A 26,622-nucleotide genomic window follows, 5' to 3' on the forward strand; every position below is an offset into this window, starting at 1 on the left:
ATACTGCTTGCAGGGCACACAGTTTCGTGCCACGCTGTGTGCAGACAAAACAGTTTATTCAGTACGCAGAAATCGTGTCGTCAGTTATCGCCCCCTCGGCGAGGCCGCAGGCGGCGATAACTGACGACACGAATGGAGGGAGAGGGGCAATGGACGGCACGATCGAAACCCACGGGCTCGCCAAGAGCTTCGGCGCGAACCGGGTGCTGGACGACCTGACGCTACGCATCGACGGTGGCGTGTTCGCGCTGCTCGGCCGCAACGGAGCGGGCAAGACCACGCTGGTCAGCATCCTGACCACGCTGATCCGCGCCGATGCCGGCACCGCGCGGGTGGCGGGTCACGATGTCGCCCGCGACCGCCGCCGGCTGCGCGCGGCGATCAGCACCACGGGACAGTTCGCCGCGATCGACGAACTGCTCACCGGCCGGGAGAATCTGGTGCTCTTCGGCCGACTGCGGGGGCTGCCCGCCGCCGTCGCTCGCCGCCGCGCCGCCGAACTGCTCGACCAGTTCGGGCTCGCCGACGCGGCCGGCCGGGCCGCGAACACCTATTCCGGCGGGATGAAGCGTCGCCTCGACCTGGCCGCCAGCATGATCACCAGGCCCGCGGTGCTGTTCCTCGACGAGCCGACCACCGGGCTCGATCTGGAGAGCCGGCAACAGGTCTGGCGCGATGTCCTCGCGCTCGCCGCCGACGGCACGACGATCTTCCTGACCACGCAGTACCTCGAGGAGGCCGAGGCCCTGGCCGACCGGATCGCGATCCTCGACGGCGGCCGGATCGTCGCCGACGGCACCGCGAGCCGGCTCAAGGCGATCGTCGGCGGCGAATCCCTCGCCCTGGTGCTGCCCACGGGTGAGGTGTTGCACGAGGCTCCGACGGACGGTACGCCGGACGCGGTCGCGGCCGCCCTGAGCGAACTTCCCCCGCATGACCCGGCCGCCCGCCTCGAGCTGCGCCAGCCCACCCTCGACGACGTCTTCCTCGCCCTCACCGCGCGCCAGCGCGCCGACCGCCCTGCCGATCGGCCCGAGATGATCACCGGAGGTGCCCGATGAGCACGGACCAACTCACCCGACGCGACCACACCCGAGGCGACCACACCGCGCGCGACCTCACCGCGCGGGGTGTCTCGCCGCTGCACTCAGGGGCGATCTTTGCCGGGCGCAGCCTGCGCCACAGCCTGCGCGACGGCGAGGGCATCGTGATGGCGATCGTCCTGCCGCTCACGCTGATGTTGATGTTCACCTACATCTTCGGCGGGGCGATCCTCGGCCCGGGCTATCTCGACTACGTCGTGCCCGGGGTGCTGGTGCTGTGCGCCACCCAGGGCGCCGCCTCCGTCGCCGCGGCGGTCAGCCGCGATCTGTCCACCGGTGTGATGAATCGCTTCCGGACCCTGCCGATCGCCTCGGCCACCGCGCTCGTCGGACACGTGGCGGCGAGCATGGTGCGCAATCTGATCGGTTCGTCCGTCGTCCTCGGCGTGGCGCTGCTGCTCGGCTACCGACCGACCGGGGGAGCGCTGTCGCTGCTCGCCGCACTCGGCCTGATGATGATCTACATCCTGACCATCACCGCGATCATGGCCACCATCGGCCTGATCTCCGGATCGCCGGAAAACGCCGCCAACTACGGCTTCTTGTTCTTCATCCTGCCCTACGTCTCCAGCGGCTTCGTGCCGGTGCAGACAATGCCCGGATGGCTGCAGGTGTTCGCCGCCAATCAGCCCTACACGCTCGTCATCGAGACACTGCGCGGCTTCCTGCAGGGTACGCCTGTCTCGCCGGGCGTCGGGATCGGTGCGCTCGCCTGGTGCGTCGGGCTGATCATCGCCTGCGGCGCACTGTGCGGCTGGCTGTTCCCGCGCAAGATCACCCGCTGATGATCAACGAGGGACTGGCGGGCTTCGAGCGCGATCGCGACCGGGCCGTCGCGGCGCTGCGTGGCCGGGTGCTCGAGCTCGGCGCCGGGCGCGGCGCCAACTTCGACCGGCTGGCGCCGGGCGTCGACTGGATCGGGCTGGAGCCGAACCGCCGCCTGCGCGATCGACTTGCCGTCCGCGCCCGCGCCAGCGGCCATCCGGCCGCGCCGCTCGCCGCGCGCGCCGAGGCCGTTCCGCTGCCCGACGCGAGCGTCGATGCCGTGCTCGCCACGACCGTCCTGTGCAGCGTGGACGAGGTGGCGCGCGCCCTCGCCGAGGCGTACCGCGTCCTGCGCCCGGGCGGGCGGGTAGTGCTCGCCGAACACGGCGCCGCGCCGCGCGGCACTGCGGCGCGGACGCTCCAGCGCCTGCTCCGACCCGCGACCCGCCTGCTCGACCACGGCTGCGACCCGCTGCGCGATCCCGAGGCGGCGGTCGCGGCGAGCCCGCTGCGGCTGGACCGGGTCGCCCGCCACGCGATCACCCCGCTGCCGGGCGTCGAGCTGCCGCTGCTGGTGATCGAGGCGAGCCGGCGCGGGTAGCATCCGCGACATGAGCCAGGTCGACCAGGCCGCCCGGCGCCCGACCCTCAAGCAGGTCGCGGCGCGGGCCGGCGTCGCGGTGTCCACCGCGTCGCTGGTGTTCAGCGGCCGTGGACCGGTCTCGGACGAGATGGCCGCCAGGGTCCGGGTCGCCGCGGCCGAACTCGACTATGCGGGCCCCGATCCCATCGCCCGATCGCTGCGCCGGGGCCGGGCCGGCGTGGTCGGCGTGATCGGCGAGGGCACGCTGATGCAGGCGCTGCGCGATCCGTACGCGCTCGGCCTGTTGGACGGGATCATGACCGGCCTGGACAACACCTCGACCGGGTTGTTGCTGATTGCCCAGTCCGGCAGCGATCCGGAGGCGGCGATCGACCAGATTGCCGGCACCGCGCTGGATGCCGTCGCGTTCCCGCTCTGCGGCCCGCGGAGCAATCCGGTCGTCGAACACCTGGCCGGTCGCGGCGTACCGATGGTCGGCACCGGCGCACCCGAGGACGACCGGGTCGTCCAACTGACCGTCGACAACCGCGCCGCGCAGGCGGAGGTGGCCGCCCACGTCCGCGACCTCGGCCACACCCGCGTCGCGCACATCGCGATGCCGCTGAACGTGGCGGAGTACGCGGTGGGTACGCCGCGGCCGTTCGGGCCGGCGGAGGTGACCCGCTCCGACTTCCCCGACGCCCAGCAGCGGGTGCGCGGCTTTCGCGACGTCTTTCCCGACGGGCCGATGATCACGGCCCCGGTCTCCATCGAGGGTGGCCAGGCTGCCGCGCGCGCCCTGCTGGCGGCCGACCCGCGCCCGACCGCGATCATCACCCAGGCCGACACGCTGGCCGCCGGCGTGATCCGGGCGGCGGAGGATCTCGGCCTGCGCATACCCGACGATCTCAGCGTCACCGGCTTCGACGGGGTCGACCTGCCGTGGCTGCCGGTCACCCTGACCACGATCGACCAGGGCGGTCAGGCGCAGGGCCGGCGACTGGCCGAGATGATGCTCGCGCTGGCCCGGGGCGAAAAACTCGCCGATGAGCCGGCCCCCTACCGCCTGCTGATCGGCAACAGCACCACCGCCCCGCGCTGAGCGGGCCGGTACCGTGGCGCCATGATCTCAGCCGAGCACGTGGGCCGCAGCTATCCGCCCGGCGATCCGACCCCGGTCAGCGCCGGCCGGATCGCCGCCTTCGCCGACGCCATCGGCGACCCCGACCCCGCCTATCGCGGTGCCGATGCCGCCGCGCCGCCGACCTTCGTGATGAGCGTGGCCGCCGACGCCTGGCGCGCGATGTTCGACGATCCCGAGCTCGGGCTCTCCCTCGCCCGCACCGTGCATGCCGATCAGCGCTTCCACTGGTCGCGACCGCTGCGCGCCGGCGACACCATCGCCCCGCAACTGACGATCACCAGCGTGCGCACCCGCGGCGCGACCGAGACCATCGGCATCCGTGTGGTGATCTCCACCGTCGCCGTCGAGGGCGGTCCGGCCGAGCCGGCCGGCGAGGAGATCTGCACCGCGGAGTCGACCTTCGTGCACAACCGCGAGGCCGCGGCATGACCGCTCTCGCCGAGGGCCAGCGGATCGGCCCGCTGACGGTGCCCGTCACCCGGACCACGCTGGTCCGCTACGCCGGCGCCTCCGGCGACTTCAACCCGATCCACCACTCCGATCATGCGGCGCGCGAGCTCGGCCTCGACGGCGTGATCGCCCACGGCATGCTGACCCTGGCGATCGCCATGCGCGCCGTCACCGATGCCGTCGGCGGCCCGGGCCGGGTGGTGGGCCAGTACGCCCGGTTCCGCAAGCCGGTGCCCGTGCCGGACGACGGCGTCGGCGTCGAGCTCGTGGTCACCGGCGAGGTCGCCGAGATTGTCGACGGCATCGCGACGATCAGGCTCGAGGTGATGTGCGGCGAGGAGAAGGTGCTCGGCCAGGCCAGCGCGCAGGTGCGCGTTGACTGATCTCGCCGAGCTGACCACGCTGCGGGTCGGCGGACCTGCCCGCGAGTTGGCGACCGCCTCCAGCGTCGACGAGCTCGTCGCGTTGATCACCGAGGCCGACGAGCAGGGTACGCCGGTGCTGCTGATCGGCGGCGGCTCGAACCTGCTGATCGCCGATGCCGGCTTCGACGGCCGGGTGATCGTGATCGCGAACCGCGGGATCGACTCCGATGTCGATTCCTGCTCCGGTGCGATGATCACCGCGCAGGCCGGTGAGCCGTGGGACGCATTCGTCGCGCACACCCTTGAGCACGGCTGGGCCGGGTTGGAGGCGCTCTCCGGTATCCCGGGGCTGGTCGGCGCGACGCCGATCCAGAACGTCGGCGCCTACGGGGCGGGGGTCGCCCAGACCATCGCCCGGGTGCGCACGTGGGATCGCGCCGAGCGACGGATCGTCACCTTCGCCGGAGCCGACTGCGGCTTCTCCTACCGGCACAGCAGGTTCAAGGCGAATCCGGACCGGTTCGTGGTCCTCGACGTCACGTTCCAGTTGCCGATCGGCGACCTCTCCGCACCGGTCCGCTATGCGGAGCTGGCCCGGCGCCTGGGCGTCGAGCAGGGCGAACGGGCGCCGGCGACGCGGGTGCGCGAGGCCGTGCTCACGCTGCGCCGCGGCAAGGGCATGGTGCTCGATGCCGATGATCACGACACCTGGAGCGCCGGCTCGTTCTTCACCAATCCGATCATCGACGCCGCCGCGGCCGACGCGCTGCCGGCCGACGCGCCGCGCTTTCCCCAGCCGGACGGGCGGGTGAAGACCAGCGCGGCCTGGCTGATCGACCATGCCGGCTTCGACAAGGGCCACGGCACCGGCGCCGCCCGCCTGTCCGGCAAGCACGTGCTCGCCCTGACCAACCGGGGCGACGCGCGCGCCGTCGACCTGCTCGCGCTGGCCCGCGAGATCCGCGACGGCGTACGCGAGCGCTGGGGCATCACCCTCGTCAACGAACCCGTGATCATCGGCGATCAACTCTGACCCACCGTCTGGGAGGCATCGTGATCAGCTTCGACGTCTGGGCGCCACGCCCGCAGCGCCTCACCCTGCTCGCCGACGGGCGCCGGTTTCCCATGCGGCGCGAGGATTCCGGCTGGTGGCGACCCGTCGACCTGGACCCGGAGCTGCTCCGGGCGGGCGTCGACTACGGCTATCTGCTCGACGACGAGGAGACCCCGCTGCCGGATCCCCGCAGCCGGCGACAGCCGAACGGCGTGCACGGCCTGTCGCAGACCGTCGACCCGACCGCCTTCGACTGGACCGATCACGCCTGGACCGGTCGCCAGCTCGCCGGCTCGGTGATCTATGAGCTGCACATCGGGACCTTCACCCCCGAGGGGACGCTGGATGCCGCCATCGGCAGGCTTGATCACCTGGTCGCGCTCGGCGTCGATCTTGTGGAGCCCCTACCGGTGAACGCGTTCAACGGCGAGCACGGCTGGGGCTACGACGGGGTCGACTGGTACGCCGTGCACGAGCCCTACGGCGGGCCGGAGGCGTACCGCCGCTTCGTCGATGCCTGCCACGCCCGGGGCCTCGGCGTGGTGCAGGACGCCGTTTACAACCACCTCGGGCCGAGCGGCAACTACCTGCCCCGGTTCGGCCCCTATCTGCTGGAGGGCGCCGAGACGCCGTGGGGAACCCAGATCAACCTCGACGGGCCGGACTCCGACGAGGTACGCCGCTACCTGATCGACAACGCGCTGGCCTGGTTCGCCGACTTCCATGTCGACGCGCTGCGCCTCGACGCGGTGCACGCGCTCGTCGACCACCGCGCGACCCACGTGCTGGCCGAGCTGGCTGCCGAAACGGACGCGCTGTCGGTGCACCTGCGCCGCCCGCTGAGCCTGATCGCCGAATCCGATGCCAACGATCCGCGGATGATCACGCCGCGCGAGGCCGGCGGCCTGGGCATGACGGGGCAGTGGAGCGACGACTTCCATCACGCGCTGCTGACCAACCTGACCGGCGATGTCAGCGGCTATTTCGCCGACTTCGCCGGCCCGGCCGCGCTCGCGCGGGTGATCGAGCGCGGTTTCTACCACGACGGCGGCTGGTCGAGCTTCCGGCGGCGCCACCACGGCGGCCCGCTCGATCCCGAGCAGACCCCGGCCTGGCGGCTGGTGGTCTGCTCGGCCAACCATGATCAGGTCGGCAACCGGGCCGCGGGCGATCGGCCCCGCGCGCGGCTCGACCAGGGCCAGTTGGTGATCGCCGCGGCGCTGGTGCTGCTGGGCAACCAGACGCCGATGATCTTCGCCGGGGAGGAGTGGGGGGCCTCGACGCCGTTCGCGTACTTCACCTCCCACCCCGAGCCGGAGCTCGGCGAGGCGGTCAGCCGCGGCCGCAAGGGCGAGTTCGCAGCGATGGGCTGGAACCTCGACGACATCCCCGACCCGCAGGATCCCGCCACGTTCACCCGGTCCAAGCTGGACTGGTCAGAACCCGACGCGGGCGAGTACGCCGAGCTGCTCACGGCGTACCGGCAACTGATCGGGATCCGCCGCGCCCATGCCGCGATCACCGATCCTCGGCTGGCCTCGGCCCTGGTCGACTTCGACGCCGACGCCGGGTGGTTCGCGGTACGCCGCGGCCCGATCACCCTGGTGGTCAATCTCGCCGACCGCGAGACCCGGGCCCCGGTGACGGGCGAGCCGATCTTCAGTCACGGCGAGGTCCGGGGCGAGGGCGCGGAGACGGTGCTCGGCTCCCACGCGACCCTCGTGCTCGGTGGAGATCTCCTCCCACGGCAGGAGGAGACGCCCGCCGCCGAGGCCTAGGCTGCGGCTCATGACCTGGCGCCGGATCCCGCTCGGCGACTGGCTGCTCGCGGCGGCAGCGGCGGCGATGGCCGCGGTCGCCGGCAGCTTCGTCGTGGAGTTCGGCCCGGCGCCGGAATATCTCGCCTACCTCGCCATTCACCTCGGCCTGGTCGCCGCGCTGCTGTTCCGCCGGGCGGCCGTGCTGCCGGCATTCGTCGCGACCTACGGCCTGCTCGCCGCGCTGGCCGTGCTGATCCGGGTCGGTCGGACCAATCTCGGCGTCACGCCCCTGCTCTTCGCCGCGCCGCTGGCGTTGTATGCCGTCACCCGATGGGCCCCCGACCGCCGGTGGGGTGTCGCGGCCCTGCTCCTCGGGATCGCCGGGTCGTTCGTCAGCCCGATCAGCGAACTGGGGGGCGGTTCCCTCGTCGTCGCCCTGCACGTCCTGGTGATGGTCGCGGTCTACCTGTGGGCGAGCCAGCAGCGCGGCATCGCCGATCGGCACCGCCGGGAGCTGGCCGAACAGGAGCGTCGCCACGCCGAGCGCGCCGCGCAGGCCGCCCGCGACGAGCGTGCCCTGATCGCGCGCGAGGTGCACGACGTGGTCGCGCACAGCCTGGCCGTCGTCCAGGTCCAGGCCGCGACCTCGCTCGCGATCGGCGATCCCGATCGCCTGCGCGGCGCGATGGGTGACATCCGGCAGGTCAGCTCGGCCGCGCTGGACGAGGTACGCGATCTGGTCGGCGTGCTGAGAGTCGGCGACCAGGCGTCGCCGACCGGGGACCTGACCCGGATTCCCGGGCTGGTCGCGGCAGCCGGCAATGCGGCCCGGCTGGAGGTGCGGTTGCCGGACCCCGATCGGCTCCGGGGCTGGCAGGACGCGTGGCCCGCGCTCGCCCGGCTGACCGTCCTGCGGATCGTCCAGGAGGGGTTGGCGAATCTGATCAAGCACGGCGGCTCCCGACCGACCGGGCGGGTGCTGGTCGAGCTGACCGACGACCGGGCCGCGCCGCGCTGCCACATCATGATCAGCAACGAGCTGGACGCCGGGCCCGGCACCGGGCGGGCGCCGGGGTACGGGCTGATCGGGTTGCGCGAGCGGGTCGCCCTGGTCGTCGGCAGCATCGAGGCCGGCGCCCAGGACGGCCGATTCGTCCTCTCGGCATGGATACCCGTGGGGACCTCCGATGCCTGAGCTGACGACATCACCGATCACCGTCGGCGTCGTGGATGATCAGCCGTTGCTGGTCTCCGCGTTCGTCGCACTGATCGACAACCAGCCCGACCTGCGCGTGGTTGGCACGGCCGCGGACGGGGAACAGGCCGTCACGCTGGCCGCCCGGGTGCGGCCGGACGTGTTGTTGATGGACCTGCGGATGCCCGTGTTGGACGGGGTGGAGGCGACCCGGCGGATCGCGCGAGCGGCGCCGCGGCCGCGCATCCTGGTGCTGACCACGTTCAACGTCGACGAGCTGGTCACCGGCGCGATCGGTGCCGGCGCGCGGGGTTTTCTGCTCAAGGACGCCGATCCCGGAGTCGTCCTGGACGGCATCCGCGCGGTGCACCGCGGCGAGGCCGTCCTCGACCCGGCCGTCACCGGCCACGTCGTGGCCGCCCTGCAGCAGGCCCCGCCGCCGGCCGCCGCCGAGCTGGCCGGCCGGCTGACCGCCCGCGAGACCGAGGTCCTCGCGCTCGTCGCCCGCGGCGCGAGCAATACCGAGATCGCCGCGGAGCTGTTCATCGCCGAGACCACCGTGAAGACCCACATCGGCAACCTGCTGCTCAAGCTCGCTGCCCGCGACCGGGTCGCGCTGGTCGTGCTCGCCCACACGATGGGCCTGGCCCGGCCGGGGACGCTGCCGAGCCTTCCCCGAGACGGCAATCCTCCCTCGGCATGAGCCGACCCGGAGCGGGTGTCGCCCCGTTCCTTCCCCGGCAGGAGGTACGCCGCCGCACCGCGCGCCACGCTGGCGGCATGGACATCACCTCCCCATCGGCGCCGGCGATCGAGTGTCGCGGGCTGATCAAGAGCTATGCCGGTCAGCGTGTGCTCGACGGCCTCGATCTGTGCGTACCCTCCGGCCGCGTCTACACGCTGCTCGGCCGCAACGGCGCCGGCAAGTCGACCACCTTCAAGATCATGTTGGGCCTGATCGAACCCGATGCGGGGCAGGTACGCCTGCTCGGCCAGCCCTGGCGGCGCGAACTGCTCGACCGGGTGGGCGCGTCGGTCGACGGGCCCGCCTACTATCCGCAGCTCAGTGCCGGTGAGAACCTGCTCGTGCATGCGCGGCTGCTCGGACTGGGCCGCGAGCGGAGCGCGGAGGTGCTGGCTGCGGTCGGCCTCGCCGGGGTGGGACGCAGGCCGGCCCGCAGTTTCTCGACCGGCATGAAGGCCCGGCTGGCACTGGCCATCGCGCTGCTCGCCGACCCGCCGGTGCTGATGCTGGACGAGCCGCAGAACGGTCTCGACCCCGAGGGGATCATCGAGTTGCGCGAGCTGATCCGACGACTGGCGGCGGGTGGCCGGACGGTGTTGATCTCCAGCCACCAACTCGGCGAGATCGCCCAGCTCACCGACGACATCGGCGTCCTGGTCGGCGGCAGGTTGGCCTATCAGGGCACGCTGCGTGACTTCGCCCCTGGCGGCGACGTCGAGACCGCCTATCTCGAGGCGACGGGGGCCGCGCGATGAGTCAACTGCTCCGCGCGCTCGCCGCCGAGCGGCTGCGCTCCCGGCGTACCGTGATCGCCCGGTTGGGCCTGGCGGGCCTGGTGATCTGCACGCTGCAGGGTGCGGGCTGGTGGCTGGTCTCCGTCCGCGACGCGACCGGCTGGGACCAGTTGCTGGCCTGGCAGGTGATCTACGTGACCGCGCTGGCCGCGCCTCTGGTCGCGCTGGTCGCCGCGCTCACCGTGCGCCGGGACCGGGCCGCCCGGTTCGGCGCGACGAGCTGGCGTTCCGTGCAACGGCCGACGCTTCGGCTTGCCCGCGCCCTGTGGATCGCGGGACAGCTCCTCGTGTTCAACCTGGCGATCACGCTGCCGGTGCTGGTGATCGTGTCCGTCGCGGGTCTCGGCGCCCCACCGGTTGATCGGATCCTCTGGTTGGTCATGATCAGTTGGTCGGGCGCCCTGCCGGTGCTCGGCCTGGCGTTGCTGGCCGCCGAGCGGATCGGCCTCTTCGGCACCCTCGGCCTCGCGGTCGTCTGGCAGATTGCGGGCACCGTGTTGTCCGAGAGCGGGGCCTGGTTCGCCCAGCCGTGGACCTGGGCGGTGCGGGCGGCGCTCCCGGTGCTCGGGATACACGCCAACGGAGTGGCCGCGCAGTCCGGTGATCCTGTGCTGGGGTTGGCGAGCTGGCCGCCCGCGCTGCTCGCCGCGATCGCGGGTATCGCGCTGATCGCGGCCGCGGCGTTCGCGCCGGAGCCCCGCGGACGGATCCGCCCCGGCGCCGCGACCCGCCCCGGGGTGACGCCGCCCGAACTCGCACCCTCCGAGCTCGCGGGCGCCGCCGGATTCGTCCGCCGCGGCCACCCGGCACCGGTGGCGGCAGCCTGGGTGAGCCTGCGCCGGACCGCCCTGGTCTGGGCACTGGTGCCGGTCGGCGCGGGCCTGCTCGCGGCGTACCTGCTCTGGCAGGACGCGGGGGTGCGCGGGGCGTTCGGGCTGTTGGTGGTGCCGGTGGCCGCCGCGACGGCGAGCTGGCTGGTGGTCGCCGGACAGGCCGATGCGCTGCGGGTGGTGCTGACGCGATGTTCGGCCACGGCGTGGTGCGGCGCCATCGCGGTGCTGTTGGTCCTGTGCTGGCTGCCGCTGGTTGCGGCGGCGGGGGTGTTGTCGGCGCGGCCGGGCGTCGCGCTGGCGGGTCTGGTGGTCGGGATCGCCTGGCTGTTCGCGAACCTCTGGTTGGGCACGCGGTTCGGCCCCGGGGTGGCGATCGGGATCAGTGTCGTCGGCGTGGTGTTCGGATTGCTGTTCGGAGGCAGCACGCTTGCGGAGGGGTGGGCCTGGTTGCTGGGGCCCGCGGCGTGGGCGTACTCGGGTGCGACGCCGGAACGGCTGGCCGTGGTCGTGCCGGTCGCGCTGGCCGCCGCGGCAGCGGGCTTCTGGCTGTGGACCAGGGCGGTGCGTACCGCGGCGGCGAGCTGATCAGGCCTCGTCGATGGTGATCTCGCGCTTGAGGATCTTGCCGGTCGGGCCCTTCGGCAGCCCGCCGAAGCGGATGATCCGCGGGTACTTGTACGCCGCGATCCGCTCCTTGACGTAGTCGCGCAGCTCGTCCTCGGTCGCGTTGGCGCCCTCGCGCAGGGTGACCACCGCGGCGATCTCCTCGCCGTGGGTCGGGTGCGGTACGCCGAGCACCGCCGCCTCGGCGACGGCCGGGTGGGTGTAGAGCACCTCCTCGACCTCGCGCGGGTACACGTTGTAGCCGTTGCGGAGGATCATGTCCTTCTTGCGGTCGACGATGAAGTAGAAGCCCTCGGAGTCGCGGCGGGCGAGGTCGCCGCTGTGGAACCAGCCGTCGCGGATCGCCTCGGCGGTGGCCTCGGGGTTCTTCCAGTAGCCGCGCATCACGTTCTCGCCGCGGATCGCGATCTCGCCGATCTCGCCCTCGGGCACCTCGACATCGTCGTCGTCGACCAGGCGCATCTCGACACCGCGGATCGCCTGACCGATCGAGCCGGCCTTCGCCGGCCGGTCGGGATGGTTGAACGAGGCCACCGGCGAGGTCTCCGACAGCCCGTAACCCTCCAACAGCTTGAAGCCGAACACGCGCTGGACCTCCGCCAGCGTCTCGACCGGGATGGCTGCGCCCCCGGAGATCGCTACCCGTACCGACGAGACGTCGTGGTTGCCGGCGCTCTGCGCGGCGATCAGGCCCATGTACATCGTCGGCACGCCCTCGAAGATCGTCACCTTGTCCTCGGCGATGATCTTCAGCGCACCCGCGGCGTCGAACTTCGGCATCAGCGTGAGGCAGGCGCCGAACGCGATCGCACAGTTCATGGCGCAGGTCTGGCCGAAGACGTGGAACAGCGGCAGGCCGCCGAACAACACGTCGTCGGGCGAGATCTCCAGCAGCGTCTCGCCGCAGGTGACGACATTGCTGCGCAGGTTCTCGTGGGTGAGCTCGGCGCCCTTGGGCTGGCCCGTGGTCCCGGAGGTGTAGAGCAGCACCGCGGTGTCCTCGCCGGCGCGCTCGGTGAGCTCGGCGACGGGTTCCTGACCGGCGACCAGTTGGTCGAACTCGCCCGGCCGGACGACGATCACGTCGACGCCGGTCGCGTTCGCGGCCTTGATCGCCTCCTCGGCGAACATCTCCAGCACGAACGCGACGCGCGGCTCGGCGTCGTTCCACAGGTACTCGATCTCGCCGGCCTTCAGCAGCGGGTTCTGGGGCAGCACGGTCGCGCCGAGCCAGAGTGCTGCGAAGTAGGTGATCGGGAAGTACGCCACATTCGGCATGATCAGCGCGACGCGGTCGCCCGGGCCGACGCCGCGGTCGGCGAGCAGCCGCGCGCAGCGCTGCACGGCGGCCTGCAGCACCCCGTAGCTGAGCACCAGCTCGCCCTGCTTGATGGCCGGCGCCTCGGGCCGGGCGGAGGCCTGTTCGGACACCCATGTCGCGATGTTCATGTCCCGCAGCTTAGCGAGCGATAAGCCCGGGCGGGAGCCCCGCGCGCCGCGATAGCATCGCGGCCATGCCACGACTGTCGGAGCTGTCGGAGAACGAGCGCGCGGAGTTTCGCGCCGAGCAGGAGCGGGCGTACGCCGCGCTGCAGCAGGCCGGGCTGAAGCTCGACCTGACGCGTGGCAAGCCGGCCGCGACGCAGCTCGACCTGTCCAACGAACTGCTGGAACTGCCCGGTGGCAAGGGCATCGCCGACGATGGCACCGATACCCGCAACTACGGCGGCCAGCTCGGCCTGACCGAGCTGCGGGCGATCTTCGCCGAGCTGCTCGGGGTGGAGCTGGACCAGGTGATCGCCCAGGACAACTCCAGCCTGTCGCTGATGCACGACCTGATCGCGTATGCGATGTTGCACGGCATCGGCGGCGGCCAGCGCTGGGCCGAGCAGAAGATCAAGTTCATCTGCCCGGTGCCGGGCTATGACCGGCACTTCGGGATCTGCCAGCACCTCGGCATCGAGATGGTCCCGGTCGAGCTGGGTCCCCACGGGCCGGACGTCGAGGCGGTCCGCGAACTGGCCGCCGACCCCGCGGTCAAGGGGATCTGGGTCGTCCCGATGTATGCCAACCCGTCCGGCGCGATCTATGACGAGCAGACCACCCGGGCGCTGCTCGCGATGCCCGCCGCCGACGACTTCCGGATCTTCTGGGACAACGCGTATGCCTTCCACCACCTGACCGCCGAGGAGTACGCCCCGCTCGACGTGCTCGGGATGGCCGCGGAAGCGGGCAACCCCGACCGGGTCTACCAGTTCGCGTCCACCTCCAAGATCACCTTCGCCGGCGCCGGCGTCTCCTTCCTGGCGTCGTCGAAGGCCAATCTCGACGAGTACGTCGGGCACGCCAAGTTCCGTTCGATCGGCCCGGACAAGGTGAACCACCTGCGGCACGTGCGGTTCTTCGGCGACGCCGAGGGGGTACGCCGGCTGATGCGCGAGCACCGCGACCAGCTCGCGCCGAAGTTCGATCTGGTCGGCCAGGTGCTGACCGAGCGGCTCGGGCCGCACGGGGTCGGGGAGTGGGAGGCGCCGGACGGCGGCTACTTCGTGAATCTGGCGGTGCCGGACGGGACGGCGACCCGGGTGGTCGAGCTGGCCAAGCAGGCGGGCATCGCGCTGACGCCGGCCGGGGCGGCGTACCCCCATGGCAACGATCCGCGCGACCGGCACATCCGGATCGCGCCGACTTTCCCGCCGCTGCCGGAGCTGGAGCAGGCCATCAACGGCCTGGCCACCTGTGTGCTGCTGGCCGCCGCGGAGAGCTGAGGGCAGCGACGGCGTACCGGTTCGACTTCGGTCGCGCCGACCACGTACACTGCCGTACTTGGTGGGAGCACCATCGTCCGGCCTGCCCGGGCGGCGGAGCCCGCACCGGACGGGAATAGCTCAATTGGCAGAGCATCGGTCTCCAAAACCGAAGGTTGGGGGTTCAAGTCCCTCTTCCCGTGCGGACCCTCCGGCCCGGCGGCAGGCCCCTCCGAAAGGAGGCGGATCCTGACTGTCCGGGCCGGAGGCATGAGACGGCGAAGCAAAGGAAATCAGGTGGCAGACGACAAGCGGGAGGATCCGGACCAGACCCCGGACACCGACGCTGACGTTGCGGACCCCGAATCCGCGCCCGAGGGTGAGAGCGAGGCCCGCGGCGGGACTGCGGTGCGCACGCGCGCCACGATGCCCAAGCGTCGCAGCGCGCCCGACGACGACGATTCCGACGGCAAGGCCCTCACCCGGAAGTCGAAGTCCAGGTCCAAGGACAAGGACGGCCCCGAGCGGATCGGCCCGATCCGCTTCATCCAGCAGTGCGTCGCCGAGTTGCGCAAGGTCGTCTGGCCGAGTGGCAGCCAGTGGCAGCAGTACTTCGTGGTGGTGCTGATCTTCGTCGTCTTCATGATCACCGTGACCAGCCTGCTCGACCTCGGCTACGGGACCTTGCTGTTGAGGTTGTTCGGCTGATGAGCGACAACGAAAGGGAAGCAGTGGCCGACGAGCTCGATCCGCAGACGAATACCGACGAGCAGGCGAGCGCCGAGCCCGAGATCGACCTCGGCGCACTGGCCGAGCCCGCCGCCGACGACCCCGCCGACGACGACATCGAGATCGACCTCGGGCCGGTCAGCGATTCCGACTCCGGCGACACCGGGATCGACCTCGGCACCCCGGACGATTCGGGCGACGACGACGGCGTCGAGATCGACCTCAGCGTCGACGAGCCGGAGGACTCCGAGGACGAGGATGCCGAGGACGACGACGCCGCGGAGAAGGCGCTCGCCGAGCTTCGCGAGGAGCTGTCGTCCAAGATCGGCGACTGGTACGTGGTGCACACCTACTCCGGGATGGAGAACCGGGTGCTGCAGAACCTCGAGAACCGCGTCACCTCGCTGAACATGGAGGACTTCATCTTCGAGGTGCGGGTCCCGACCGAAGAGGTCACCGAGATCCGCAACGGCGCCAAGAAGACGGTGAAGCGGACCGTGCTGCCCGGCTATGTGCTGGTACGCATGGACCTGACCGACGAGTCCTGGGCCGCCGTGCGGCACACGCCGTCGGTGACCGGTTTCGTCGGCCACGCCACCTCGCCGGTGCCGTTGAGCATCGACGAGGTGGAGAAGATGCTCGCCCCGTCGGTGATTGCCGCGGCCACCGCGACCTCCGACGGCAAGCAGAAGAAGTCGAAGAAGAAGGTCGAGGTTGCCGACTACGCCGAGGGCGATTCGGTGATGGTCGTCGACGGGCCGTTCGCCGGCGTCCATGCCACGATCACCGAGATCAATGCCAACAGCCAGCGGCTGAAGGCCCTGGTCGAGATCCTTGGCCGGGAGACCCCGGTCGACCTGACGTTCGCCCAGATCCAGAAGGTCTGAGCGGAATACCGATAGACCTGCCGGGCGTTGTCCGGCACGGCCCGGCCCACATGCCGGGCAACCAGTAGAGAAGAAATCAACAAGGAACCCGAACATGCCTCCGAAGAAGAAAGTCGCGGCGCTGGTCAAGGTCGCGCTGAACGCGGGCCAGGCCACGCCGGCCCCGCCGGTGGGTACCGCTCTCGGCCCGCACGGTGTCAACATCATGGAGTTCTGCAAGGCGTACAACGCGCAGACCGAGAACATGCGTGGGCAGGTGATCCCGGTCGAGATCACCATCTATGAGGACCGCACCTTCACCTTCATCACGAAGGCCCCGCCGGCCGCCGAGCTGATCAAGAAGGCCGCTGGTCTGTCCAAGGGCTCGTCGGTCCCGCACAAGGAGAAGGTCGGCAAGCTGACCCGCGACCAGGTGCGCGAGATCGCCACCACCAAGCTCCCGGATCTGAACGCCAACGACATCGACGGCGCCATGAAGATCGTCGAGGGCACCGCCCGCTCCATGGGTGTGACGATCGACTGAACTGAAAGTCGAGTGCGGCCGCGCAGCGGCCGGACGAACAATCACGTGGGAGGGGTAGCGCTACCTCGGACCACGATCTGGATCATCGGAAGGAACCAGACATGACCAAGCGCAGCAAGGCCTACCGGGCCGCCGAGGAGAAGATGGGCCGCGACGAGCTGCTCACGCCCACGGCCGCGGTGGCACAGGTGAAGGACAACGCGTCGGCGAAGTTCGACGAGACCGTGGATGTGGCCATGCGTCTCGGCGTCGACCCGCGGAAGGCGGACCAGATGGTCCGCGGCACGGTCAACCTGCCGCACGGCACCGGCAAGACGGCGCGGGTTCTCGTCTTCGCCACCGGTGACAAGGCCGCCGCGGCCGAGGCCGCCGGCGCCGACGAGGTCGGCTCGGACGAGCTGGTCGCGAAGGTGGCCGACGGCTACCTCGACTTCGACGCCGTCGTCGCCACCCCGGACATGATGGGCAAGATCGGCCGCCTGGGCCGGGTGCTCGGCCCGCGTGGCCTGATGCCGAACCCGAAGACCGGCACGGTGACCATGGACGTCGCGAAGGCCGTCTCCGACATCAAGGGCGGCAAGATCGAGTTCCGCGTCGACCGGCACGCGAACCTGCACTTCATCATCGGCAAGTCCTCGTTCACCCCCGAGCAGTTGGAGGGGAACTACTTCGCCGCGCTGGAGGAGGTGCTGCGGCTCAAGCCGTCGGCATCGAAGGGCCGCTACATCAAGAAGATCACCGTCTCCTCGACGATGGGCCCCGGTGTCCAGGTGGACCCGTCGCGGACCAAGCCCGAGGGCGAGTGAGCTGACTCCACGCCTCGGAGGTACGCCCCGAGGTCGGTAACGGGCCCGGTCGCAGCAGCCGCTGCGACCGGGCCCTTTCGTCTGCCCCTGGCTGTTCGTGTCGTCAGTTATCGCCGCCTGCGCGGGTGCGCAGGCGGCGATAACTGACGACACGAATGGGTGGCGGGTGCTCCGGGGCCGGGGCCGGTGGCGGGAGGTGCGATGCTGGCCTCGTGACCGAGCCTGCCCCGCTGACCGAGTCGACCTCGCTGATCGAGCCGCCGACGACCGCGGACGAGCTGGCCACCCTGCGCGGTTTCCTGGACTTCTACCGCGCGGTCATCCGCCGCAAGGTCGAGGGGCTCGACCGCGAGGCGCTGGCCGCCCGGCTCGGGCCCTCCGACCTGACCCTCGGCGGGCTGATCAAGCACCTCACGCTGGTCGAGAACGGCTGGCTCGGGCAGCGGCTGACCGGCGAGCCGCCGATGGCGCCGTTCGACGATGCACCCTGGGACGATGACCCGGACTGGGATTTCCACAGCGCGGCCGACGACGATCCGAGCCAGCTTCTCGCCTGGTACGACCAGTCCGTCCACAGCGCGGATCGCAATCTCGATCGCGCCCTGGCCGAGGGCGGCCCGGACCTGGTCGTCCGCGCCCGGCCGAAGGACGAGGGGCCGATCAGCCTGCGTTGGGTGCTGGTGCACCTGATCGAGGAGTACGCCCGGCATGCGGGCCATGCCGATCTGCTGCGCGAGGCCGTCGACGGCGCGACTGGCGACTGAGCGTTGGAGGGCAATCGGGAACATGGGCGAGGACGAGTCCCAGTTGATGAAGCCAGATAGCCGCAGTGACGTGGGACGACCCTTGCGGCTGTTCCTCATCGCCGTCGTGGTCGTCCTCGTGCTGGGGGCATTGTTCTTGGCATCGGGACTTACGCAGGTCGAGGACTGCGTGGACGGCCCGGCGATGGGCGAATGCACGCGCTACTGGCGGTGGTTCCCGCCGTGGCGCTGACGACTCCGCACCACCGCGCGACCGGGACTGATCACCAGCCTTCGGCGGCGGCGAGCTCGGCCTCGCGCGGGGTCTCCGGGTCGATCGCGCGTACCCGCTGCACCGGCAGCGCCTCCGGATGGGCGGTCCGCAGCCAGGTGATCATCGCCTCGCGTACCGCACAACGCAGGTCGAAGATCTTGTCGGTGCCGTCGGCGCTGACCAGGATCCGTACCCGGACACGCCCGTCGACGGCCTCCGTGACGACCAGCGACGCGGTCCGGCCGTCCCACAGGTCACTGCGCGCGACCACGGCCTGCAACTCGGCGCGCATGTCGTCCAGCGGGACGCGCCAGTCCAGATCCAGCTCGACCGTGCCCATGATCTGCGAACTGCGGCGGCTCCAGTTCGCGAACGGCGTCGAGGTGAAGTAGGTCGACGGCAGCACCAGCCGCCGGTCGTCCCAGATGTGCACGACCACGTAGGTCAGGGTGATCTCCTCGATCGATCCCCACTCGTCCTCCACGACCACCACATCGTCGACGCGGATGGCGTCGCTGAATGCGAGCTGCATCCCCGCGAACACGTTGCCCAGCACGGATTGCGCCGCCAGGCCGGCGATCACCGAGGCGAGCCCGGCGGAGGCGAGCAGGCTCGTCCCGACGGCCCGCGCGCCCGGGAACGTGAACAAGGTGGCGCCGATGGCGAGGATCACCACCACCGCGATCGCCACCCGGGTCAGCAGGATCACCTGGGTACGCATCCGCCGGTTGTGTCCGTTGCCGTCCTCGGTGTGCACGAGGCGCCGCGCCAGCACGTCCCCGGCGGCAGAGATCACCCGGATCACCAGCCAGGCTCCCGCGGCGATGCAGACGATGGCGAGCGTCCGCTCGACCACCGGGGCGTTGTCGCCGGCATAGCCGACCACGCCCGTCGTGCCGGCCGCGATGCTGCCCGCGACGAGCGCGGCAAACACGCCGGCCGGGGTACGCAGCCGGGCACGCAGCGCGTGCCGGATATTGGGTTGGCGGCTGAAGATCTTGACGGCGGCGGCGGTCACCAGCGCAACGATCACGGCAGCCACGGCGGCCACCAGCAGCGTGATCGCCAACGGCAACAACAGCGTGATCAGTGAATCCACGGACAAGGCCCTGTTCGACGCGGCGGCGGACAACGGTCAGGGAGCCCCCGGGGGCTCGCACGGCCGACCGTATGTGGGCGGGTCGCCGATATCGAGACCATGTGGGCGTTCTCACAGCCGATCGACAGGGCGCGGCTACGATCGGCGGATGGACGCAGCGACGCGCGAGCCGGACGGCTCGATGACGCCCGAGCCGGACGGCTCGATGATCCGGGTCACCGCCACCGCGATCGGCCGGGTCGCCGCCGGGTCGGTCGAGATTCCGGCGCCGGAGGCCGGGCAGGTGCTGGTCCGCACCCGGTACGCCGGGATCTGCGGCTCCGACACCCACGCGCTTGCGGGGCAGCATCCGCTGCTGGCCCCGCCGTATGTGCCGGGGCACGAGGCGGTCGGGGTGATCGCGAGCGGCGACGGCGCCGGGCGTCGGGTCGTGCTGAAGCCCAATGTGGTCTGCGGGGTGTGCGTGAACTGCCGCGCGGGGCGTACCAACGCCTGCGAGGTGCTGGCCTGGATCGGCTGCGACCCGACCGGCGCGCGCCCCGGCGCGATGGGGGAGTTCTTCCTCGCGCCGAGCGGCAACCTCTACCCGGTGCCCGACGGCGTCGACGACGAGCAGGCCGCGCTGGTGGAGTGCCTGGCCACCCCCGTGCACGCGGCGCGGATCGCGGGCGACCTGGCCGGTGCCGGTGTGGTGGTGCTGGGCGCCGGCACGATCGGCGTGCTGATGATCATCGCCGCGCGCGCCGCCGGGGCCGAACGGATCGTGGTCACCGACCCCGACCCGGTCAAGCGCGAGCGGGCGGTGCGGCTCGGCGCGGATGCCGCGCTCGACGCACTGGCCGCCGATCTTGGCGATCGGGTACGCCGAGAGCTCGGTGGCGGGGCCGATGTGCTCTTCGACTGTGTCGCCTCCGCAGGCTCGGCCCGTCAGTGGCCGGAGCTGGTCCGGCGGGCGGCGACGATCGCGGTGGTCGGCGTACCCGCGGCTGATCTTGTCACGCCGATGCCGGCGATCCAGGACCGCGAGTTGCGGGTGCAGGGCTGCGCGAGCTACACCGAGGACGATTTCGCCGCGGCGCTGGCGATGGCCGCCGACCTTCCCGCCGCAGAGATCGTCTCCGACCGGTTCGCGTTCGCCGACGCGGCGACGGCCTTCGACCGGGCGGTCGAGCCGGGGGCGGGGAAGGTGCTGATCGGCCCCGGGGCCGGATCGTGAGGGCGATCAGGTTCGACGGGCCCGGGGACTGGGTCCTGGCCGAGGTGCCGGCGCCGGAGCCCGGACCCGACGAGTTGTTGATCAAGGTGGAGGCGTCGGGAGTCTGCGGCACGGACCTGCGGATCGCCACCGGCGACTACGGGCATCTGAGCTTCCCGCTGGTGCCCGGCCACGAGTTCGCCGGAACCGTCGCCGGGTGGGGCGAGGGGGTGGAGGGGTACGCCGTCGGCGATCCCGTCGCCGCCGACCCGAACATCTGGTGCGGCCGCTGCGAGTGGTGTCGGCGTGGCGCGCCCAATCTGTGCGCCCACTGGGAGGCCCTCGGCATCACCCGCGACGGGGCGCTGGCCGAGTACGTCACGGTGCCGGCGCGGCTCGCCGTCCCGCTCGCGGCCGGACTCGACCCCGCGACCGGCGCGCTGATCGAGCCCTTGTCCTGCGTGCTGCACGGCTTCGACCGCGGTGGCGTCGAGGGCGGTCGGAGCATGATCATCTACGGCGGCGGGGCGATCGGGCTGCTGGCCGTGGCAGTCGCGGCCGACCTCGGCGCGGAGGCGTACCTGATCGAACCGCACGCCCGGCGCCGCGAGCGCGGGCTGGAGCTCGGCGCCCGGGGCGCGGCCGGATCGGTCACCGAGCTCGCCGGCCCCACCCAGTTCGATCTGGTGCTGGACGCCTCCGGCGCCCCGGCGGCCGTGGCCGACGGGCTGTCGCGCCTGCGCAAGCGCGGCACGTTCCTGCAGATGGGGGTGCTGCCGACCGGGGCCGAGCAGGCGTACTCGCCGTATCACCTGTACGAGAAGGAATGGCGGATCATCGGTTCCAACTCGGTGGCCGACCAGTACCCGGCCGCTGCGGCGGCGATGGGTACGCTCGCGCCCCGGCTGCGGGGACTGATCACGCACGAGTTCGATCTCGCCGACTTCGACGCGGCCCTGGCGGCGATGGCGTCGGCCGACGCAATCAAGGTGCAGTTGCGCCCCTGAGCGGATTTGGCGGACGGCGCGGCGCCCGCGTAGAGTGCCTCTTGCCGAAGACCGCTGGTGACGTGGCGACACGTCCGAAACCTCACCTCGTGGGGGCCCGCGCAGGTGATGACAGAGCAGGATCTCTTCCGATCCACGATGCCCCGTTGCGCCTGTGCGCCGGGGCCTTTTTCGTTCGTGGGGCCGGTCCAGGCGTACCCATCGAACCGGATGGGCAGAAACCGGAAGGGAGACCCATGGCGAGGCCAGACAAGGTGGCCACGGTCGAGGAGCTGGCGAAGCGTTTCGCCGATTCCACTGCCGTCGTGCTCACCGAGTACCGCGGACTCTCCGTGTCGGCGCTGAAGGATCTTCGGCGCTCGCTCGGTGACGACGCCAGCTACGCCGTGACGAAGAACACGCTGACCCAGCGTGCCGCGAAGGACGCCGGCATCGAGGGCCTGGACGAGCAGCTCGTCGGCCCGACCGCCATCGCGTTCATCAACGGTGACGTGGCCACGGTGGCCAAGGGCCTGCGCGACTTCGCCAAGGCAAACCCGCTCCTGGTGCTCAAGGGTGGCGTCATGGACGGTCGTGTCCTCGACGCCGCGCAGGTCACCCAGCTCGCCAACCTGGAGTCGCGCGAGGTTCTGCTCGCCAAGCTCGCGGGTGGCATGAAGGGCGCCCTGTCGAACGCCGTGTCGCTGTTCGCCGCCCCGCTGTCGCAGGCCGCCCGTGCGCTGGGTGCCCTGCAGACCGCGGCCGAGGCGAACCCCGACCTGATCGCCGGCGCCGGTGCGGCGCCCGCGGCGGAGGCGCCGGCCGAGGAGGCCGCGCCCGAGGCGCCCGCCGACGAGCCCGCCACGCAGGAGCCCGCAGCCGAGCCGGCCGAGTCCGGCGCGGCCGAGTAATCACCACCCCAACCCCACGAACCTCACGCCCGGACCGAACCGGCCGGGCTGGGACAACCAGGAAGGAACGCCACCATGGCGAAGCTCAGCAACGACGAGCTCCTTGACGCTTTCAAGGAGATGACCCTGATCGAGCTCTCCGAGTTCGTGAAGCTGTTCGAGGACACCTTCGAGGTGACCGCTGCCGCGCCGGTCGCGGTTGCCGCCGCCCCGGGCGCTGCCGCGGGCGGCGACGGCGGCGCGCCGGCCGAGGAGGAGAAGGATTCCTTCGACGTCATCCTCGAGTCCGACGGTGGCAAGAAGATCGCCGTCATCAAGGAGGTGCGCGGCATCACCAGCCTGGGCCTGAAGGAGGCCAAGGACCTGGTCGAGGCGGCCCCCAAGGCCGTGCTCGAGGGCGCCAAGAAGGAAGACGCCGAGAAGGCCAAGGAGGCCCTCGAGGCCGCCGGCGCCACCGTCACCCTGAAGTGATCATTGCCCCGGTCGGGGCAGCTTGATCAACCTGCCCCGGTCCGGGCAGCTTGATCAACCACGTCGGGTTGATCACCGCCGAAGCGGCGGGTCCGGGAGACCGGGCCCGCCGCTTCGTGCTTCGGGACGAGGCGATCTGCGGCATCGCAACGGCCAGCAGCTCACCGCGTGCCAGGTACGCCTAGCAGTCCCCGATGCCGCAGATCAGCGGCATACTTCTTGATAAGCGCCGGCTGCACCGACGGGATGATGCCCCCGGCTACGTCGGACTCGGTGATCGCCGCCGTGAAGTCGGGCGCGGGCGCATTGATCTCGGGTAGCTGGCCCGGTTCCCGGAACGCGTGCAGCAGCGGCAACAACGAATGCTGTCCGATATCGTCCGGAAGTTGCCGAAGACCGATCTCCAGGCGGCGCGCCCAGTCGGAGTAGTCGCGGATTCGGCGGATCGGATGTCCGGCCTCGACCAGCCAGTCGATGAAGGTGTCGAGGGAGATCTCGTCGTCGTTCGGGTTCACCACGTTGTAGGTCCGGTGACCGCTGCCGACCGAGAGTTCTGCGATTGCGTTGGCAGTGAAGTCCACCGGCAGGCCGTCGAAGTGGCCTCGCCTCCGTGTGCCGTCCGCGGCAGGCGGATAGAACGAGTCCGGTGCGATGCCGGTGATGAGGATGCTGAAGATCAGGCGAGTGAACATGTCGGGTTGGTTGAGCTGTCCGATGTAGCGGCTGTGCGCCAAGATCATGTTGGACCGGAACACCGTGACAGGCACCGCGCAGTGGTCGTACGCCTCCCGTAGCAGAACCTCGCTGGCCCACTTGGTGTTTGCGTACCCGTTCGCGTACTGGTCCGCGACGATCCGAGCGGGGCTCATCGTGCGTACGTCACTCGCCTCATCGAACTCTCTGGGTGAGATCTGATCGGCGATGCCCACAGTCGACAGGTAGGTGAGATGCTTGATGCTGTTGGTCGTGGCGAGCTTGATCAGTTCTGCGGTCCCGGCGACGTTCGGCCCGAAGAGCTGCTGGTACGGCAGCACGTGATTGACCAGAGCGCCCGGGTGAACGATGTCGGTGACCTCTGTGGCGAGTCGGGTCAAGGTCTCCTCGCCCAGACCCAGTCGAGGCTGACTGATATCGCCCGTGATCACTTCGAGATGATCCGGCGCCAGTCGCAGATAGAGCTCGGAGAGTGCCCGATCGCCGCCGCTCATCGCCGTGGTGAGTCGGTGACGTGCTTGGCTGTTGTCGGTTCCGCGGACCAGACAGATCACGCGACCCGCGGTCTTCCGGGCCCTCTTGAGAAGGTCGAGGGCAAGGAAGCGACCGAGGTAGCCGTTGGCTCCGGTGAGCAGGAACACCGGAGCGCCTTCCGCACGTGGAAGTGTCTTGGCGGTGGCGAGGTGTTCGGCGCTGAGGAACTTGTCAAGGGTGAGCTCGCTGGCCAAGATTCGCGTGCGATCACCGTGGATCGTGCTGGCGGTCACTTGTGTCGTGCTGCCGGCTCGCTGGTTCTCGATGTAGGTGGCCACCTGCTGGAGTCCGTTGGCGGGACTGAGAATGATCGTTGCCGGCACCTCGAGGTCAAACAGATCGCTGAGTTGAGTCGCCAGCTCGTAGGCGGCCATCGAGTCGCCACCCAGATCGGTGAAGTTCGTGTCGCTCGAGGATGCGGTTGCGCCGCCGAGCAGGGCCGTGGCGGCCCGCTGCACGGTTTCGAGCACGGGCTGGCTGGCGACAGAGCGGCGCAGGTCGGCCAGCTCGGCCTCCCGCGTGGCTCCGACGTTCTCATACAGCCGCTCCAGCGGTTCGGCGTAGCGCTGCAACAGTTTCGGCCGCAGTGGCTTGGCGACGCCGGAGAGGAGACCGTTCGCCACCGTGAAGGGCTCGGGTTCGATGATGAAGTCTCGCGGGATCTCGTAGGGGTGGAGCCCTTTCGCCCTGGCTGCCTGTTGCAGCGAACGCGCCAGCAGGGCACGCAGCTCGGATTCGTCATGGTTCTGCAGGTCAGCAGGGTTGGGCACGATCACGGCCAGCAGCGATGCGCGACCACTGCGCCCGTAGATGAAGATCTGGTGGATGTCGGGGCTTGCGCCGTATATCGCCTCCAGCGTGGAGACTGCGACGAACTCGGCCTGGGACAGCTTGAGCACGTTGTTCTTGCGTTCGACGAACTTCAGCTCATCCGGTCCGGTCTCGGCCATGATGTCGCCCGTACGGTAGTAGCCGTCGCCGTCGAAGATCTCTGCGTTGAGCTCGGGCCGGTTGTGGTAGCCCGGGATCATCGAGGCGGTCTTGAGCAACAGCTCACCGCGCGGGTAGGGCAGGTCGGTCTTGTGGTAGCCGAGTTCTGGAACGTCGACGAGCTTGTACTCGAGCACGGGTGGTCGCTGGATCTTGTTGTCGAACAGCACCACGCCGCCGGCCTCGGTGGACCCGTACGCATCGTGCACGGGGACCTCGAGCATGGACTCCATGAATGCGTGAAGATCAACATCGAGCGGCGCGCTCCCGTTGACCGCGGAGACGATCCGGCCGCCGAGGAGTTCCTCGCGGAGCCGGGTCTTCGCGATGTCCTCGGCGCCTGTCGGATTCTTGCCATCAGCGACCAATGTGGCCACCATCCGTTGATACCGATCGAAGATCATCTCGCATACCCGCGGGATCAGGAAGAACTCTGTCGGTCGGGACCGTGCGATGTCATCCCACATCCGGGCCGGGTCGTTGCCGGCGGAGAAATGACACGTGCCCCCTCGGGCCAGGGCGCCGGTGAGCACCATCCGTCCCGCAACGTGACTCATCGGCATGTAATGCGTCACGATCGTCGGCATTATCGCCTGGGCCTGGCCGATCCACATCGCGGCCAGGTGCGCCGTGGTGAACATTGCGCCCTTGGGAGCGCCGGTCGCGCCCGAGGTGTAGATGATCTGTGCCAGCGCGGCGACATCGGGTGCAGGTTGCGGCAACCTGGGCTGCGGAAGGGGGGACTGCGGAAGCGTCGCTCCATGGGCGATCAGGTCTTGAAAGGGTTCGACCTCGATTCCGGCGGCATGGAGCCGCGCCGTCGCTCGCCGATAGCTGTGTCGGGCGGCCCGGTCACCGTCGTGGTAGTCGAGGACGTAGACCGAAGTCGGCCGTGCCTGGGAGGCGAGAATCGCCGGGACGATCGCGTCCAGGAAGTCGACGTCGACGGCCAGCGCCGCCGGCCGGGTCTCGCCGAGGATGCCGTGCCACTGCGCCGCTGCGTTGACGATCAGGGGCACCGATACCACACCTGAGGCGATGCAGGCCAGCTCGAGCGTCGCGTAACTGTTGCTGCCGTTCCCCACCGAGCACAGCATGTCACCGGCTCGCGGGCCGGCGGGCGCATGCTGCCACGCGGAGGCCACCGCGCGGGCGTTGGCCCACAGCGTCCGATAGCTGAGAGTGACGCAATCGGTCGAGCGCTGGCGTGAGCCCGCACTGGTAATCGTGATGGCGCGTTCCGTGACGGCGTCGCGGTCGGCGTAACCCTGCATGATCGCGTCAACGACCTGGGCCAGACTCTGGCCGGGTTGGCGGGCCGCCGCAGCGACGTCCTGGTTCGGTACGCGGTCACGGACTTCGGGGTCGTTGTTCATCAGGCCGCTGAGGCGTTGCTGGAATCCTGCCTGCCATACGTCTTGAACCATGATCGTCCTAGGTTGGAAGGAGTGGCGACCGGAGGGCGCCGGTGGTGCCACAGTCGGGTGGCAGGCTTACCGACCACTTACTCGGCCCGAAACCCCCCTGACGCCATGAGATGCCCGTTAACTGGTCATAACCAGTATTGTAAAAGTTTACAGCCGTAGCGCTTGTGAACT

The 26,622-nt window shown here is 70.4% G+C and carries 26 protein-coding genes and 1 tRNA gene; 24 read left to right on the forward strand and 3 right to left on the reverse strand.

Going from position 1 to position 26,622, the window contains the following annotated elements:
* The first annotated feature begins 149 nt into the window (after positions 1–149).
* The 12 genes from ACXDC7_RS05340 to ACXDC7_RS05395 are packed head-to-tail and all read left to right on the forward strand — an operon-like array spanning position 150 to position 11,376.
* A complete protein-coding gene (locus ACXDC7_RS05340; RefSeq protein ID WP_459221457.1) occupies positions 150–1,061 on the forward strand; it encodes an ATP-binding cassette domain-containing protein in 912 nt (303 codons plus the stop codon).
* Positions 1,058–1,888, forward strand: a complete 831-nt coding sequence (locus ACXDC7_RS05345) for an ABC transporter permease (RefSeq protein ID WP_459221458.1) — start codon at positions 1,058–1,060, stop codon at positions 1,886–1,888. The genes ACXDC7_RS05340 and ACXDC7_RS05345 overlap by 4 nt, the downstream gene beginning before the upstream one ends.
* Complete coding sequence (locus ACXDC7_RS05350) at positions 1,888–2,469, forward strand: class I SAM-dependent methyltransferase (RefSeq protein ID WP_459221459.1); 582 nt, start codon at positions 1,888–1,890, stop codon at positions 2,467–2,469. The genes ACXDC7_RS05345 and ACXDC7_RS05350 overlap by 1 nt, the downstream gene beginning before the upstream one ends.
* A 10-nt stretch (positions 2,470–2,479) precedes the next feature.
* On the forward strand, positions 2,480–3,553 hold the full coding sequence (locus tag ACXDC7_RS05355; RefSeq protein ID WP_459221460.1) for a LacI family DNA-binding transcriptional regulator: 1,074 nt from the start codon (positions 2,480–2,482) through the stop codon (positions 3,551–3,553).
* Positions 3,554–3,574: 21 nt separating this feature from the next.
* Entirely contained in the window at positions 3,575–4,024 is a 450-nt protein-coding gene (locus tag ACXDC7_RS05360) for an FAS1-like dehydratase domain-containing protein (RefSeq protein WP_459221461.1), read from the forward strand.
* A complete protein-coding gene (locus tag ACXDC7_RS05365; RefSeq protein WP_459221462.1) occupies positions 4,021–4,428 on the forward strand; it encodes a MaoC/PaaZ C-terminal domain-containing protein in 408 nt (135 codons plus the stop codon). The genes ACXDC7_RS05360 and ACXDC7_RS05365 overlap by 4 nt, the downstream gene beginning before the upstream one ends.
* A complete protein-coding gene (locus ACXDC7_RS05370; protein ID WP_459221463.1) occupies positions 4,421–5,443 on the forward strand; it encodes a UDP-N-acetylmuramate dehydrogenase in 1,023 nt (340 codons plus the stop codon). The genes ACXDC7_RS05365 and ACXDC7_RS05370 overlap by 8 nt, the downstream gene beginning before the upstream one ends.
* Before the next feature lie 20 nt (positions 5,444–5,463).
* Complete coding sequence (gene treZ, locus ACXDC7_RS05375) at positions 5,464–7,242, forward strand: malto-oligosyltrehalose trehalohydrolase (RefSeq protein ID WP_459221464.1); 1,779 nt, start codon at positions 5,464–5,466, stop codon at positions 7,240–7,242.
* Between the two features lie 10 nt (positions 7,243–7,252).
* Entirely contained in the window at positions 7,253–8,419 is a 1,167-nt protein-coding gene (locus tag ACXDC7_RS05380; protein ID WP_459221465.1) for a sensor histidine kinase, read from the forward strand.
* Positions 8,412–9,122, forward strand: coding sequence for a response regulator (locus ACXDC7_RS05385; protein WP_459221466.1), 711 nt, complete (start codon positions 8,412–8,414; stop codon positions 9,120–9,122). The genes ACXDC7_RS05380 and ACXDC7_RS05385 overlap by 8 nt, the downstream gene beginning before the upstream one ends.
* Positions 9,119–9,919 (forward strand): ATP-binding cassette domain-containing protein, encoded by an 801-nt coding sequence (locus tag ACXDC7_RS05390; protein WP_459221467.1) that lies wholly within the window; start codon positions 9,119–9,121, stop codon positions 9,917–9,919. Before ACXDC7_RS05385 ends, ACXDC7_RS05390 begins: the two co-directional genes overlap by 4 nt.
* On the forward strand, positions 9,916–11,376 hold the full coding sequence (locus ACXDC7_RS05395) for a hypothetical protein (RefSeq protein WP_459221468.1): 1,461 nt from the start codon (positions 9,916–9,918) through the stop codon (positions 11,374–11,376). The genes ACXDC7_RS05390 and ACXDC7_RS05395 overlap by 4 nt, the downstream gene beginning before the upstream one ends.
* Here the strand turns inward: ACXDC7_RS05395 and ACXDC7_RS05400 are convergent, their stop codons facing one another.
* Positions 11,377–12,864: a long-chain-fatty-acid--CoA ligase gene (locus ACXDC7_RS05400; protein ID WP_459221469.1), complete on the reverse strand. Its 1,488-nt coding sequence runs from the start codon at positions 12,862–12,864 to the stop codon at positions 11,377–11,379.
* A 65-nt stretch (positions 12,865–12,929) separates the two neighbouring features.
* Between ACXDC7_RS05400 and ACXDC7_RS05405 the strand changes: the two genes are divergently transcribed.
* From ACXDC7_RS05405 to ACXDC7_RS05440, 8 genes are all read left to right on the forward strand, one after another.
* The gene (locus tag ACXDC7_RS05405; RefSeq protein WP_459221470.1) at positions 12,930–14,183 is read left to right on the forward strand and encodes an aminotransferase class I/II-fold pyridoxal phosphate-dependent enzyme; all 1,254 of its coding nucleotides are present in this window, start codon (positions 12,930–12,932) and stop codon (positions 14,181–14,183) included.
* Between the two features lie 109 nt (positions 14,184–14,292).
* Positions 14,293–14,365, forward strand: a tRNA-Trp gene (locus ACXDC7_RS05410).
* 94 nt (positions 14,366–14,459) lie between these two features.
* Positions 14,460–14,870 carry a preprotein translocase subunit SecE gene (gene secE, locus ACXDC7_RS05415; RefSeq protein WP_459221471.1) on the forward strand — a complete coding sequence of 137 codons (411 nt, stop codon included), beginning with the start codon at positions 14,460–14,462 and terminating at the stop codon, positions 14,868–14,870.
* Positions 14,870–15,778, forward strand: coding sequence for a transcription termination/antitermination protein NusG (gene nusG, locus ACXDC7_RS05420; RefSeq protein WP_459221472.1), 909 nt, complete (start codon positions 14,870–14,872; stop codon positions 15,776–15,778). Before secE ends, nusG begins: the two co-directional genes overlap by 1 nt.
* Before the next feature lie 94 nt (positions 15,779–15,872).
* A complete protein-coding gene (rplK, locus tag ACXDC7_RS05425) occupies positions 15,873–16,301 on the forward strand; it encodes a 50S ribosomal protein L11 (RefSeq protein WP_179444475.1) in 429 nt (142 codons plus the stop codon).
* 101 nt (positions 16,302–16,402) lie between these two features.
* Complete coding sequence (gene rplA, locus ACXDC7_RS05430; RefSeq protein WP_179444474.1) at positions 16,403–17,107, forward strand: 50S ribosomal protein L1; 705 nt, start codon at positions 16,403–16,405, stop codon at positions 17,105–17,107.
* Positions 17,108–17,319: 212 nt separating this feature from the next.
* On the forward strand, positions 17,320–17,871 hold the full coding sequence (locus ACXDC7_RS05435; protein WP_459221473.1) for a DinB family protein: 552 nt from the start codon (positions 17,320–17,322) through the stop codon (positions 17,869–17,871).
* Positions 17,872–17,941: 70 nt separating this feature from the next.
* Positions 17,942–18,103, forward strand: coding sequence for a hypothetical protein (locus ACXDC7_RS05440; protein ID WP_179444472.1), 162 nt, complete (start codon positions 17,942–17,944; stop codon positions 18,101–18,103).
* Positions 18,104–18,134: 31 nt separating this feature from the next.
* Here ACXDC7_RS05440 and ACXDC7_RS05445 read toward each other — a convergent pair whose 3' ends face one another.
* Complete coding sequence (locus ACXDC7_RS05445) at positions 18,135–19,223, reverse strand: mechanosensitive ion channel family protein (RefSeq protein WP_459221474.1); 1,089 nt, start codon at positions 19,221–19,223, stop codon at positions 18,135–18,137.
* Positions 19,224–19,371: 148 nt separating this feature from the next.
* On the opposite strand from ACXDC7_RS05445, the gene ACXDC7_RS05450 reads away from it, so the two are divergent.
* From ACXDC7_RS05450 to rplL, 4 genes are all read left to right on the forward strand, one after another.
* Entirely contained in the window at positions 19,372–20,439 is a 1,068-nt protein-coding gene (locus tag ACXDC7_RS05450) for a zinc-dependent alcohol dehydrogenase (protein WP_459221475.1), read from the forward strand.
* Entirely contained in the window at positions 20,436–21,425 is a 990-nt protein-coding gene (locus ACXDC7_RS05455; protein WP_459221476.1) for an alcohol dehydrogenase catalytic domain-containing protein, read from the forward strand. Before ACXDC7_RS05450 ends, ACXDC7_RS05455 begins: the two co-directional genes overlap by 4 nt.
* 236 nt (positions 21,426–21,661) lie before the next feature.
* Complete coding sequence (gene rplJ, locus ACXDC7_RS05460; RefSeq protein WP_179444469.1) at positions 21,662–22,315, forward strand: 50S ribosomal protein L10; 654 nt, start codon at positions 21,662–21,664, stop codon at positions 22,313–22,315.
* A 75-nt stretch (positions 22,316–22,390) separates the two neighbouring features.
* Entirely contained in the window at positions 22,391–22,786 is a 396-nt protein-coding gene (gene rplL / locus ACXDC7_RS05465; RefSeq protein WP_179444468.1) for a 50S ribosomal protein L7/L12, read from the forward strand.
* Positions 22,787–22,947: 161 nt separating this feature from the next.
* Here the strand turns inward: rplL and car are convergent, their stop codons facing one another.
* Positions 22,948–26,451 (reverse strand): carboxylic acid reductase, encoded by a 3,504-nt coding sequence (gene car / locus ACXDC7_RS05470; protein ID WP_459221477.1) that lies wholly within the window; start codon positions 26,449–26,451, stop codon positions 22,948–22,950.
* Between the last annotated feature and the right edge of the window lie 171 nt (positions 26,452–26,622).

The sequence above is a fragment of the Naumannella huperziae genome, from assembly GCF_054073625.1.

Bases quoted from the DNA above. Each gene is read 5' to 3' on its own strand.
- ACXDC7_RS05365 (WP_459221462.1), top strand. From the start codon at position 4,021: ATGACCGCTCTCGCCGAGGGCCAGCGGATCGGCCCGCTGACGGTGCCC.
- ACXDC7_RS05360 (WP_459221461.1), top strand. From the start codon at position 3,575: ATGATCTCAGCCGAGCACGTGGGCCGCAGCTATCCGCCCGGCGATCCG.
- rplK (WP_179444475.1), top strand. From the start codon at position 15,873: ATGCCTCCGAAGAAGAAAGTCGCGGCGCTGGTCAAGGTCGCGCTGAAC.
- ACXDC7_RS05450 (WP_459221475.1), top strand. From the start codon at position 19,372: ATGGACGCAGCGACGCGCGAGCCGGACGGCTCGATGACGCCCGAGCCG.
- rplA (WP_179444474.1), top strand. From the start codon at position 16,403: ATGACCAAGCGCAGCAAGGCCTACCGGGCCGCCGAGGAGAAGATGGGC.
- ACXDC7_RS05340 (WP_459221457.1), top strand. From the start codon at position 150: ATGGACGGCACGATCGAAACCCACGGGCTCGCCAAGAGCTTCGGCGCG.
- ACXDC7_RS05350 (WP_459221459.1), top strand. From the start codon at position 1,888: ATGATCAACGAGGGACTGGCGGGCTTCGAGCGCGATCGCGACCGGGCC.
- ACXDC7_RS05385 (WP_459221466.1), top strand. From the start codon at position 8,412: ATGCCTGAGCTGACGACATCACCGATCACCGTCGGCGTCGTGGATGAT.
- ACXDC7_RS05395 (WP_459221468.1), top strand. From the start codon at position 9,916: ATGAGTCAACTGCTCCGCGCGCTCGCCGCCGAGCGGCTGCGCTCCCGG.
- ACXDC7_RS05405 (WP_459221470.1), top strand. From the start codon at position 12,930: ATGCCACGACTGTCGGAGCTGTCGGAGAACGAGCGCGCGGAGTTTCGC.
- rplL (WP_179444468.1), top strand. From the start codon at position 22,391: ATGGCGAAGCTCAGCAACGACGAGCTCCTTGACGCTTTCAAGGAGATG.
- ACXDC7_RS05355 (WP_459221460.1), top strand. From the start codon at position 2,480: ATGAGCCAGGTCGACCAGGCCGCCCGGCGCCCGACCCTCAAGCAGGTC.
- ACXDC7_RS05345 (WP_459221458.1), top strand. From the start codon at position 1,058: ATGAGCACGGACCAACTCACCCGACGCGACCACACCCGAGGCGACCAC.
- ACXDC7_RS05400 (WP_459221469.1), bottom strand. From the start codon at position 12,864: ATGAACATCGCGACATGGGTGTCCGAACAGGCCTCCGCCCGGCCCGAG.
- nusG (WP_459221472.1), top strand. From the start codon at position 14,870: ATGAGCGACAACGAAAGGGAAGCAGTGGCCGACGAGCTCGATCCGCAG.
- rplJ (WP_179444469.1), top strand. From the start codon at position 21,662: ATGGCGAGGCCAGACAAGGTGGCCACGGTCGAGGAGCTGGCGAAGCGT.
- ACXDC7_RS05380 (WP_459221465.1), top strand. From the start codon at position 7,253: ATGACCTGGCGCCGGATCCCGCTCGGCGACTGGCTGCTCGCGGCGGCA.
- car (WP_459221477.1), bottom strand. From the start codon at position 26,451: ATGGTTCAAGACGTATGGCAGGCAGGATTCCAGCAACGCCTCAGCGGC.
- ACXDC7_RS05390 (WP_459221467.1), top strand. From the start codon at position 9,119: ATGAGCCGACCCGGAGCGGGTGTCGCCCCGTTCCTTCCCCGGCAGGAG.